Below are 12,304 nucleotides of genomic sequence, written 5' to 3' on the forward strand. Positions count from 1 at the left end.
ATATGAACGTTGCTCTTCATGCTGAACTCGATCGTGCGTGTGGAAACTAGAGGGATTTCATGAACGCGTCAAGAGATACGTTCATGAAACGAAGGGGCCAGGAAGCGAAGGGGCCCGGTGCCGTCCCCGGCACCGGGCCCCAACATGACGACCACCCGTCAGCGCATCAGCACACCCGCACCCTCCCCCGTCGCCTCGGTCGGCAGCGCCACCAGACCGAGGTCCGCGCTCGTGGCGAGCAGGCGGTGGGAGGGCAGGATGCGGACCGTGTAGCCGTACGGGCCCGTACGGTCCAGGGCGAGCGGCCCCTCGTACACCCAGCGCCCCTCGGAGTCAGGGCCGCCGACCGGCTTGAGCGGGTAGGTCTGCGCGTCGGCGATCCGGTCCTGGGTGTCGACCCGCCCTGAGACCGCCTGCACCTCGACGTCGTCGGGCTGCAGATTGCCCAGCGCCGCGCGCACCCGCAGCGAGAGCGTGGAGCCGAGCTCGGCGGTGCCGTTGACGGCGGTCGCGGCGAGCGCCTCCACATGGTCGACGCCGACATAGGGCCAGGCGGCGCGCACCCGCCCCTTCCACTCCGCCAACTCCCTTGCGGTGTTGGGGTCCAGGGCCCGGTGGGCGTGCGCGGCCGGTGCGTAGAGGCGCTCCACGTACTCCCGCACCATCCGCCCGGCCAGGACTTTCGGGCCGAGCGTGACGAGCGTACGGCGGACCATTTCGATCCAGCGGTCGGGCAGGCCGCCGTGCCCCCGGTCGTAGAAGCGCGGGGCGACGCGCTCCTCGATCAGCTCGTAGAGCGCGGCGGATTCGAGGTCGTCGCGCCGGTCCTCCTCCGTGCCCGCGCCGTCGGCGGTCGGGATGGCCCACCCGAAGTCGGGCTCGAACCACTCGTCCCACCACCCGTCCAGGACGGAGAGATTCAGGCATCCGTTGAGCGCGGCCTTCATCCCGCTGGTGCCGCACGCCTCCAGCGGGCGCAGCGGGTTGTTGAGCCAGACGTCGCACCCTGGATAGAGCCGCTCGGCCATCGCCATCCCGTAGTCCGGGAGGAAGACGATGCGGTGGCGCACCCGCGGATCGTCCGCGAACCGCACCAACTCCTGAACGAGCCGCTTGCCCCCGTCGTCGGCCGGATGCGCCTTGCCCGCGACGACGATCTGGATCGGCCTGGTCGGATGGAGCAGCAGCTCCATGAGCCGGTCGCGGTCCCGCAGCATGAGGGTGAGCCGCTTGTACGAGGGGACGCGCCGCGCGAAGCCGATGGTCAGCACATCCGGGTCCAACACCCCGTCCACCCAGCCCAGTTCGGCCTCGGACGCGCCGCGGTGTCGCCAGGAAGCGCGCAGCCGGGACCGTACTTCGTGGACCAGCTGCTCGCGCAGCACCCGCCGCAGGTCCCAGATCTCCGTGTCGGCGATCTCGGCGACGGCGTCCCAGCGCTCGGAGCCCCCGACGGAGAGTGCATCTTCCGTACGCCCCACGCCGATCTGCCGGGCGCCGAGCCGGAAGACTTCGGGTGCGACCCAGGTCGGGGCGTGCACCCCATTGGTCACGGATGTGATCGGCACCTCGTCCGGGTCGAATCCCGGCCACAGCCCGGCGAACATCTCCCGGCTGACCGCGCCGTGCAGGGTGGAGACCCCGTTGGCGCGCTGGGCGAGACGCAGGCCCATCACGGCCATGTTGAAGAGATTGGGTTCGCCGCCGGGATACGTCTCCATCCCCAGCTGGAGGATCCGCTCCACGTCGACACCCGGCAACTCGCCCTCGTCACCCAGGTGATGGGCGACGAGCTCGCGGTCGAAGCGGTCGATCCCGGCGGGGACGGGGGTGTGCGTGGTGAAGACGGTCCCGGCCCGTACGGCCTCGAGACCGGCGTCGAAGTCGAGCCCCTCCCCCACGGACAGCTCGCGGATCCGCTCCAGGCCGAGGAACCCGGCGTGCCCCTCATTGGTGTGGAACACCTCGGGGTCGGGGTGACCGGTGAGCCGGCAGTACGTCCGCACCGCCCGCACGCCCCCGATGCCGAGCAACATCTCCTGCAGCAGCCGGTGTTCGCTGCCGCCCCCGTACAGCCGGTCGGTGACGTCGCGCTCCCCGGCTCCGTTCTCCTCGACGTCGGAGTCGAGCATCAGCAGCGGTACGCGCCCGACGTGCGCCACCCAGATGTGCGCCCGCAGGGAGCGCCCTCCCGGCAGGGCGAGGACGACCTGGCTGGGCACCCCGTCCGCCTCGCGCAGCAGGCTGACGGGCAGCTCGTTGGGGTCCAGGATCGGGTACTGCTCCTGCTGCCAGCCGTCCCGGGACAGCGACTGCCGGAAGTACCCGTGCCGGTAGAGCAGCCCGACACCCACCAGCGGCACACCGAGGTCGCTGGCCGCCTTCAGATGGTCCCCGGCCAGAATCCCGAGCCCGCCCGAGTACTGCGGAAGGGCCGCGGTCACCCCGAACTCGGGTGAGAAGTAAGCGACTGCGGCGGGCAGTTCACCGGTCTGCGCCTGGTACCACCTGCTGCCGCCCAGATAGTCCTGCAGATCATCGGCGGCGGCGCTCAGCCGGCGCAGGAAGCGCCGGTCCTGCGCCAGCTCGGCAAGGCGCCCTGCCGATACGGACCCGAGCAGCCGCACCGGGTCCCCTTCCGCCGCCTGCCACCCGTCGGGGTCGACGGCCTGGAAGAGATCACGGGTCTCGGTATGCCAGGACCAGCGCAGATTCCGCGCCAAGTCGCTGAGCGGGCGCAGGGGTTCGGGGAGGACGGGCCGTACGGTGAATCGACGAATCGCCTTCATGCGTGCTCCACCTTCGCAAGCGAGGTACAGAACACCTCCGAAGGTAGTCCCCGCCGCCCGTCACAACCACGGCGCAACCGCCGGCCCCGGCGTGCGCTGCCGGTGCGCCGGGTCAGCCCACGCGCCGCAGGGCGTCGGCGTTGAGGTCGGCGAGGGTGGGATATCCGTCGACGGCCATGATCAGGTCGGCCTCGGCGAGAACGGACCGCAGGACGTGGGCGACGCCGTCCGCGCCTCCCAGGGCGAGCCCGTAGGCGTAGGGCCGCCCGATCCCCACGGCAGTGGCGCCCATGGCAAGGGCCTTCACGACGTCGGCGCCGCTGCGGATCCCGGAGTCGAAGAGCACCGGAAGTCCGTCGGCGGCGGCGACCACATCAGGCAGACAGTCGAGGGCGGGCAGCCCCCCATTGGCCTGCCGACCGCCGTGGTTGGAGCAGTAGATCCCGTCCACGCCGCCGTCCTTGGCCCGCCGCACGTCCTCGGGGTGACAGAGCCCCTTGACGATCAGCGGCAGGGAGGTGAGGGACCGCAGCCAGGGCAGATCGTCCCAGGTGAGCGGATTGCCGAAGATCTGCGTCCACTTCAGGATCGCGGCGCCCATGTCCTCCTCGGGCTCGCGGGCGAGCTGGGCGCGGAAGACCGGGTCACTCGTGTAGTTGGCCAGACAATGCCCGCGCAGCTGAGGGAAGTTGGCGGTGGCCAGATCCCGGGGCCGCCACCCGGTCACCCAGGTGTCGAGGGTGACGACGATGGCCTTGAACCCGGACTTCTCGGTGCGCCGCACGAGGCTCTCGGCGAGCTCACGATCGGTGGGCGTATAGAGCTGAAAGACGCCGGGCGTCGACCCGAGCGCGGCGGCGACGTCCTCCATGGGATCGGACGACAGCGTCGAGGCGACCATGGGAACGCCGGTCAGGGCGGCGGCGCGCGCGGTGGCCAGATCCCCGTGCCCGTCCTGCGCGCAGATCCCGAGGACCCCGATGGGAGCCATGAACAAGGGCGAGGGAAGATCCATCCCGAACACCTCGACACCCAGATCGCGCTGAGCGGCCCCCACGAACATGCGCGGCACGAGCCCCCACCGCTCAAAGGCCTCGACATTGGCCCGCTGCGTGCGCTCGTCCCCGGCGCCACCGGCCACATAGGACCGTACGGAGGCAGGCATGGCGGCGTGGGCGGCGGCCTCCAACTCACCGTGATTCAGCGGATACCGGGGCACGATCCCGCCGAGCCCGTTGAGATAGATCTCGTCCTGATACGAACCGAACGACGATGTCATGGTCCAGCCTCTCCGCAGGGATCCGGGCCGCGCACAGCTGCAGGTGACGGCGGCCCGACGCTACCCCGGGGCCAGCTGCCCGTGGATTTCAGGGATGCCCTCGCCGAGCGGCGCTCAGGCGGTGTGGAGGATTCGGAAGCGATCAACGCTGTCCGGGTCCCGATCCGCCACTTGGGCCGGCGCCCAGGCCCACTGCCACACGTTGATGCCGGGCGTCCGGGAGAAGCGGATCTGCCCGCGGGTACCTTCGACCGCGACGCGCGGCCAGGCTTCGGCGATGCGCGTCCGGTCCGAGCCCTCGGAACGCAGCACCCGGGCGAGGACCATCACCGCGTCGTAGCCCTCGAACGCGACGAAGGAGGGCGCTTCGGCCAGCCGTTCGCGCAGAGCCTCCGCGACTCGTACGCCGAGCGAGCCGAGGCGCTCCGGCAGGTAGCGCAGGAACGGCACCCCGGCACCCTCATCGCCCAGCAAGGCCGCCCACTCGGCGAACTCCGGCTGCCCTGCGGGTGCACCGACCAGGACCTCGCCGAGGCGGGGGTCGCGGCGGACAGCCCGGACGATCGACACGGCGGGCTCCGGGAAGCCGGTCAGCAGAAGGAGGGCTGTCGCGCGGCTCTCGACGAGTGCGTCGCACACGCCCGAGGGGTCGAGCGAACGCGCGTCGAGTTCGGCCAAGGTGCCGCCTCGCAGCGCGAGGTACTCCCGGAGAATGCGGGTCCCCGACGCCCAGTACACACTGGGCTCGGTCGCCACGGCGATACGGCTGTGCCCCGCGCCGAGAAGGAAGTCCGCGTAGATCTGCCAGCCGTGCGACTGGGCCGGCGCAAGGCGAGCGACCCGGTCCGTCGGCTTCTCCGTCAGCGCGTCGAGCACCGCCGACGAGCAGAGGAACGGCAGCCCGAGCTCGTCGGCCCTGGCGGCAGCGGCGCGAGCGACGACACTGTGATACTCCCCGACCACGGCGGCGACGCCCAGGCCGGCCAGTTCGTCCACGGCCGCCGCAGCCTTCTGCGGATCAGCAGCGGTGTCCCGGACCACCAGCTCGAGCGGCAGCCCGCCCACCCCGCCGGAGTCGTTGACTTCATCGACGGCGAGCTGGATCCCGGCGAGCAGGTGCCGCCCGGCCCCGACCCAGCCGGGTGGAGTCAGCGGAACGAGCGCTCCGATCCGGACGGCTGATTCGGCAGGGCGTTCTGCTTCAAGGCTCGAAGGTGTCGCGTTCATGCGCTGAGGTCTCTCTGGGTCGGCGATCCGGGCCACAGCCTAGGCCGCGCCTTTCGCGGTACGGCGAAGTGGTCGGCGTCCCCGAGAAGCTGGACCGTCGACCCCAACCCGCCCCAACCCGACCGAAAATCGCCGCAACCCTCACATGACCGCCACGGGCGATATGGCCGATTCCGCCCCCTCGTGCGGTCTTGTGGCACTTCACACCAGACGCGAAGCTGCCAAGTGGCCGCCCGCCGCAGTCCTGGGGGACCCGGTGCATCACCGGCGTCAACTGCACGGGGCGAGACCCGAGTTGAGGAGGGGAACTCAGCACATGACACTTCCGCGTATCCGCCGGCTGCAGCTGGCAGGGGTCCTGGCCGCCGTCACCACCGCGGCGGCGCTCTCGGCCGTCACGCTGCCCGCCCATGCCGCCCCGCCCGAAGGGCGCATCGTCGGCGCCGGGGCGCCCGGTGCCGTCGGCGGCAGTTACATCGTCACGCTCAAGGCCGGGACAGGGGGGATCAAGGCGCCGTCCGCCGCGGGCAGGAATCTCGCGGCGACGTACGGGGCGGAAATAAGCCATACCTACAGCACCGCGCTCAACGGCTATGCGGTGAAGGCCGGTTCGGGCGAGGCCAAGCGCCTGGCCGCCGACCCCCGCGTCGCATCCGTCGTCCAGGACACCACCGTCACCCTCGACCACAACCAGCGGAATCCGCCCTCCTGGGGGCTGGACCGCATCGACCAGGAGGACCTTCCCCTGGACGCTTCCTACACCTGGCCGGAGAGTGCGGGCGCGGGCGTCACCGCGTACGTCATCGACACCGGGATCCGCACCTCCCACCAGGACTTCGGCGGTCGGGCGTCCAGCGGATGGGACTTCGTCGACGACGATGCCGTCGCGCAGGACGGCAACGGCCACGGCACCCACGTGGCGGCGACCATCGCCGGCACCACGTACGGCGTCGCGAAGGACGCCGACGTCGTGGCCGTCCGCGTCCTCGACGCCCAGGGGTCGGGCACCACCGCCCAGGTCATCGCGGGCATCGACTGGGTCACCCGCAACGCGCACCGGCCGGCCGTCGCCAACCTCAGCCTGGGCGGCTTCGCCAACGCCCAACTGGACGCGGCCGTACGCAATTCCATCGCATCCGGGGTGACGTACACCATCGCCGCCGGGAACGACGCGATGCCCGCGTCGCTCTACTCCCCCGCCCGGGTCAGGCAGGCGATCACGGTCGGTGCGACGGACCGGGGCGACGCCCAGGCCTCCTTCTCCAACTGGGGAAAGCGCGTCGACCTGTACGCACCGGGCGTCGGCATCACCTCCGCCTGGAACACCGGGGACACGGCCAGGAACACCATCTCCGGCACCTCGATGGCGTCCCCGCACGCGGCGGGCGCGGCCGCGCTCTATCTGGCGGACAACGCCTGGGCGACCCCTGCGGATGTGTCGAAGGCGCTGAAGGACAAGGCCTCACGGGGGCGGATCACCGGCGCGGGCCCGGGCTCGCCCGACCTGCTGCTCCAGGTGAACAACCCGTAGGCGCAGCACAGGATGCCGATGCCGCCGCCGCCCGGAGTCCCGGCCGGCGGCGGCATCGGCGCGCCCGGGGCTCGTTTGGCACTTGCCAGTTGCGTTACGCGCGAGTACTTAACCAAGTGCCCGGATTGACCCCCCGATGTGTGGGGGAAGGCTCTCCCGGTACTCGCCCCCGAAGCGCACCCCACCGCACGTTTCCCACCCCACCCCAAGGTGGTCACTTGTGATCGGTCGCATACCCGTCCTGGACGTACACCCGCTCGTCGACCACGGCAGACGTCCCGCGAAGGCGGTGACCGGTGAGTCCTTCCAGATCACCGCGACCGTCTTCCGGGACGGGCACGACGCCGTCGCCGCCAATGCGGTGCTGCGAGATCCCGCCGGACGGGCCGGACCCTGGACGCCGATGCGGGAGCTGGCGCCGGGGACCGACCGGTGGGGGGCCGAGGTCACGCCCACCGCCGAGGGGATGTGGACGTACGCCGTCGAGGGCTGGGGCGATCCCGTCGCCACCTGGCTGCACACCGCCCACATCAAGATCCCCGCCGGGATCGACACGGCGCTGGTGCTCGCCGAGGGTGCGGAGCTGTACGAACGCGCAGCCGCCGGCGTTCCGAAGAAGAAGGGGCGTCGGGCAGCGGTGCTGGCCGCCGCCGAAGCCCTGCGCGACGACACCATGTCCGCCGCCGCCCGGCTCGCAGCCGTCCACGCACCCGAGGTGCTCGACGCGCTCCACCGCCATCCGCTCCGTGAACTGGTCAGCTCCAGCGAGCCGTTGAGCCTGCTCGTCGAGCGCAAGCGGGCGCTCTACGGCGCCTGGTACGAGTTCTTCCCGCGCTCCGAGGGTGCCGTCGTCGAGGAAGGGAAACCCCCGGTCAGCGGCACGTTCCGTACGGCGGCGGAACGTCTTCCCGCCGTCGCAGCCATGGGTTTCGACGTCGTCTATCTGCCGCCCGTCCACCCGATCGGGACCACCTTCAGGAAGGGGCCCGACAACTCCCTCTCCGCCGGGCCGCACGACGTCGGCGTCCCGTGGGCGATCGGGTCACCGGAGGGCGGCCATGACGCCATCCATCCCGATCTCGGGACCTTCGACGACTTCGATCAATTCGTCGCCACCGCAGCGGACTTGGGCATGGAGATCGCCCTCGACTTCGCGCTCCAGTGCTCGCCCGACCACCCGTGGGTGGACAAGCACCCGGACTGGTTCCACCACCGCTCCGACGGTTCGATCGCGTACGCGGAGAATCCGCCGAAGAAGTACCAGGACATCTATCCGGTCGCGTTCGACCAGGACATGGACGGACTCGTCGCGGAGACCGTACGCATCCTGCATCTGTGGAGGGAACACGGCGTGCGTATCTTCCGCGTCGACAACCCCCACACCAAGCCGGTCGTCTTCTGGGAACGGGTCATCGCAGAGATCAACAGGGACGATCCCGGCGTCGTCTTCCTCGCCGAGGCCTTCACCCGGCCCGCCATGATGCACACGCTCGGCCGCATCGGCTTTCAGCAGTCGTACACGTATTTCACCTGGCGGAACACGAAGGAGGAGCTCACCGAGTACCTGACCGAACTCTCGGGCGAGGCCGCCTCGTACATGCGCCCCAACTTCTTCGTCAACACCCCTGACATCCTGCACGGTTACCTCCAGGACGGCGGCCGCCCCGCCTTCGAGGTGCGGGCCGTCCTCGCCGCGACGCTGGCTCCGTCGTGGGGCGTCTACGCGGGATACGAACTGTGCGAGAACGCTCCCGCCCGCGCGGGCAGCGAGGAATATCTACACTCGGAGAAGTACCAACTGCGGCCCAGGGACTGGGCCTTGGCCGAACGCGAGGGCCGCACCATCGCCCCCCTCATCACCGCGCTGAACGACGCACGAAGGCGCCACCCCGCCCTTCAGCAGCTCCGCGACATCCACTTCCACCACACCGACAACGACGCGGTGATCGCCTACTCGAAACGGTCGGGATCGAACACCGTTGTGGTGGTCGCCAACCTCGATCCTCACCACACCCAGGAGGCCACGGTCTCGTTGGACATGCCGGAACTCGGCCTGCACTGGCACGAGTCCGTCCCGGTGCGCGACGAGCTCACCGGCGAGACCTACCACTGGGGCAGGGCCAACTATGTGCGCCTAGAGCCGGGCGTCACGCCCGCGCACATCTGCGTCCTGCGACCGTCCCCGCCGATCGGAGGGTCACCCACAACATGATCGTAAACGAGCCCGTCCACGACACCTTCGAGGACACCCCGGCCAAGGACCGCGATCCCGACTGGTTCAAGCGTGCCGTCTTCTACGAGGTCCTGGTGCGTTCCTTCCAGGACTCCAACGGGGACGGCGTCGGCGACCTCAAGGGCATCACCGCCAAACTGGACTATCTCCAGTGGCTGGGCGTCGACTGCCTCTGGCTGCCCCCGTTCTTCAAGTCGCCGCTGCGCGACGGGGGTTACGACGTCTCGGACTACACGTCCGTACTCCCCGAGTTCGGCGACCTCGCCGACTTCGTCGAGTTCGTGGACGCAGCCCACCAGCGCGGCATGCGCGTCATCATCGACTTCGTCATGAACCACACGAGCGATCAGCACGAGTGGTTCCAGGAGTCGCGGAAGGATCCGGAGGGACCGTACGGCGACTACTACGTCTGGGCCGACGACGACAAGCAGTTCCAGGACGCCCGCATCATCTTCGTCGACACCGAGACCTCCAACTGGACCTTCGACCCGGTGCGCAAGCAGTACTACTGGCACCGCTTCTTCTCCCACCAGCCGGATCTCAACTACGAGAACCCGACGGTCCAGGAGGAGATCATCTCCGCCCTGCGCTTCTGGCTCGACCTGGGCATCGACGGCTTCCGCCTCGACGCGGTCCCGTACCTCTACCAGGTCGAGGGCACCAACTGCGAGAACCTGCCCGCGACGCACCAGTTCATGAAGCGGGTGCGCGCCGAGATCGACGCGAGCTATCCGGACACGGTGCTGCTCGCCGAGGCGAACCAGTGGCCGGAGGACGTCGTCGACTACTTCGGCGACTTCAAGAGCGGCGGCGACGAATGCCACATGGCGTTCCACTTCCCGGTGATGCCGCGCATCTTCATGGCCGTACGCCGTGAATCGCGCTACCCCGTCTCGGAGATCCTCGCCAAGACCCCGGCCATCCCCGCCAACGCACAGTGGGGCATCTTCCTGCGCAACCACGACGAGCTCACCCTCGAAATGGTCACGGACGAAGAGCGCGACTACATGTACGCGGAGTACGCCAAGGATCCCCGGATGCGGGCCAACATCGGCATCCGGCGGCGCCTGGCGCCCCTCCTGGACAACGACCGCAACCAGATCGAGCTGTTCACGGCCCTGCTGCTCTCCCTCCCCGGCTCTCCGATCCTCTATTACGGGGACGAGATCGGCATGGGCGACAACATCTGGCTGGGCGACCGGGACGCCGTGCGCACCCCGATGCAGTGGACCCCGGACCGCAACGCCGGTTTCTCCTCCTGCGATCCGGGGCGGCTGTTCCTCCCGACGATCATGGATCCGGTCTACGGTTACCAGGTCACCAACGTCGAGGCCTCGATGGCATCCCCGGCCTCGCTGCTGCACTGGACGCGGCGGATGATCGAGATCCGCAAACAGAACCCTGCCTTCGGGCTGGGTTCGTATACGGAACTCCCCTCCTCCAACCCCGCGGTCCTCGCCTTCCTCCGCGAGTACAAGGACGATCTGGTCCTGTGCGTGCACAACTTCTCGCGGTTCGCACAGCCGACGGAGCTCGATCTGCAGACCTTCACCGGCCGCCATCCGGTGGAGCTGATCGGCGGGGTGCGCTTCCCCGCCATCGGCGAGCTGCCGTACCTCCTGACCCTGGCAGGTCATGGCTTCTACTGGTTCCGGCTCCGAAAGGACGCCGTGCTGGGCTGAGTTGACGTTGCGTCACGGACGGGACGGTTTCCGCCGTCCCGCCCTGGGCACTCCGAACCCACCCGCGGGAAAGGACGTGATGCGATCCATGTCCAAGGCTGCATCCTCCATCTGGACAGCATCGATCTGGAGGGACGCCCACGACGCACACGACGTACGCGACGCACGCGCCACCGCCGTCCCACCCGACCCGCTCATATCCCTGGCCCCGATGCTCCGGCAGTGGCTGCCCCGGCAGCGCTGGTTCGCGGGCAAGGGCCGCGCGGTCGACGACTTCGCCCTGGTCTCGGCGACCGGCCTGCTGCCGCCCGGCGGCGCCGCGGGCCTGCTCCACCTCCTCATACGCAGCGAACCCGGCGCCGACTGCTACCAGTTGCTCATAGGCCTGCGGGCCAATCTCCCCCCGCACCTCGCCTCCGCCCTCATCGGCCATGTCACCGAAGGCCCCCTGGCGGGGCTCACCGCGTACGACGCCCTCCTCGATCCGCGCCTGGCCGGCCTGCTCCTGGAACGGCTCCGCACCCCCGGCACCCTGGGCACCCTGCGCTTCGACCGTGACCCCGACGCGACACTCCCCACGCCCGGACTCACCCCGCGACCGCTCGGCGCGGAACAGTCCAACTCCTCGCTGGTGTACGGCAACGCGTACATCCTCAAGCTCTTCCGGCGCGTGCACGCAGGCGTCAATCCCGACCTGGAACTGCCGTGGGCGCTCACCCGCACGGGGTGCGGACGCGTCCCCGCGCCGGTGGCCTGGTTCGAGGGGATGCTCGACGGTGAACCCGCCACCCTCGGCGTGCTGCAGCCCTTCCTTCGCGGCTCCGACGACGGCTGGCAGCTCGCCCTGCACGCACTCGCCGACGGCCAGGATTTCCGCAGCGCGGCGTACGACCTCGGCCGGGCAACCGCCGAGATCCACGCGGCACTTGCGACCGCCCTGCCCACCCAGACGCTGCGCAAGCAGCAGACCGACCACCTCGCGACGGACATGATCCGCCGCCTGGAGGAGACCGCGCAGGCCGTGCCCGCGCTCGTCCCGTACGTACCGGGCCTGCGCGCCGCCTTCGACGCGGTCGCGGCGCTCGGCCAGTCGGGCCGCACCTGGCAGGCGCAACGCGTCCACGGCGACCTCCACCTGGGCCAGGCACTCCGCGCCAAAGCCGACGGCGCATGGTCCCTGATCGACTTCGAGGGCGAACCGGCCCGCCCCCTCACGGAGCGCACCCGCCCCCAGCCGATCACCCGCGACGTCGCCGGGATGCTCCGCTCCTTCGACTACGCCGCGCGCTCCCACCGCCCCTGGTCCCCCGACTGGGCGGCGGGCTGCCGCACCGCGTACTGCGAGGGATACGCCGCCCTCGCCGGCTCCGACCCGCGCGCCGAGCCCGAACTGCTGCGGGCGTACGAGACGGACAAGGCGGTGTACGAGGTCCTCTACGAGGCCCGCCACCGCCCCGACTGGCTGCCGGTCCCCATGGCAGCGATCCAGCGCCTGGCAACACCCCGCTCCCCGAGGAGGCCCACCCAGTGAGCCCGCGCAAGCCGTCCAAGCCGAGCCGAAAC

General features: G+C 70.1%; 7 protein-coding genes. 4 read left to right on the forward strand and 3 right to left on the reverse strand.

What is annotated here, in order from left to right; translation table 11 throughout:
* Window positions 1-158 precede the first annotated feature (158 nt).
* The 3 genes from glgP to AB0H78_RS17235 form a co-directional block, all read right to left on the reverse strand.
* The gene (gene glgP, locus AB0H78_RS17225; RefSeq protein WP_363235233.1) at window positions 159-2,789 is read right to left on the reverse strand and encodes an alpha-glucan family phosphorylase; all 2,631 of its coding nucleotides are present in this window, start codon (window positions 2,787-2,789) and stop codon (window positions 159-161) included.
* 112 nt (window positions 2,790-2,901) lie between these two features.
* A complete protein-coding gene (locus AB0H78_RS17230; RefSeq protein WP_363235234.1) occupies window positions 2,902-4,068 on the reverse strand; it encodes an alpha-hydroxy-acid oxidizing protein in 1,167 nt (388 codons plus the stop codon).
* 114 nt (window positions 4,069-4,182) lie between these two features.
* A complete protein-coding gene (locus AB0H78_RS17235) occupies window positions 4,183-5,295 on the reverse strand; it encodes an ABC transporter substrate-binding protein (protein ID WP_363235235.1) in 1,113 nt (370 codons plus the stop codon).
* A 316-nt stretch (window positions 5,296-5,611) separates the two neighbouring features.
* Between AB0H78_RS17235 and AB0H78_RS17240 the strand changes: the two genes are divergently transcribed.
* The 4 genes from AB0H78_RS17240 (at window position 5,612) to AB0H78_RS17255 (ending at window position 12,272) form a co-directional block, all read left to right on the forward strand.
* Complete coding sequence (locus AB0H78_RS17240; protein ID WP_363235236.1) at window positions 5,612-6,826, forward strand: S8 family peptidase; 1,215 nt, start codon at window positions 5,612-5,614, stop codon at window positions 6,824-6,826.
* Window positions 6,827-7,046: 220 nt separating this feature from the next.
* Complete coding sequence (locus AB0H78_RS17245; RefSeq protein ID WP_363235237.1) at window positions 7,047-9,038, forward strand: alpha-1,4-glucan--maltose-1-phosphate maltosyltransferase; 1,992 nt, start codon at window positions 7,047-7,049, stop codon at window positions 9,036-9,038.
* Window positions 9,035-10,741, forward strand: a complete 1,707-nt coding sequence (gene treS, locus AB0H78_RS17250; RefSeq protein WP_363235238.1) for a maltose alpha-D-glucosyltransferase — start codon at window positions 9,035-9,037, stop codon at window positions 10,739-10,741. Before AB0H78_RS17245 ends, treS begins: the two co-directional genes overlap by 4 nt.
* A 211-nt stretch (window positions 10,742-10,952) precedes the next feature.
* Window positions 10,953-12,272, forward strand: coding sequence for a phosphotransferase (locus tag AB0H78_RS17255; RefSeq protein WP_363235634.1), 1,320 nt, complete (start codon window positions 10,953-10,955; stop codon window positions 12,270-12,272).
* The last annotated feature ends 32 nt before the right edge of the window (window positions 12,273-12,304 follow it).

The organism is Streptomyces sp. NPDC050738, from assembly GCF_040654175.1.
Taxonomy (GTDB): Bacteria; Actinomycetota; Actinomycetes; order Streptomycetales; family Streptomycetaceae; genus Streptomyces.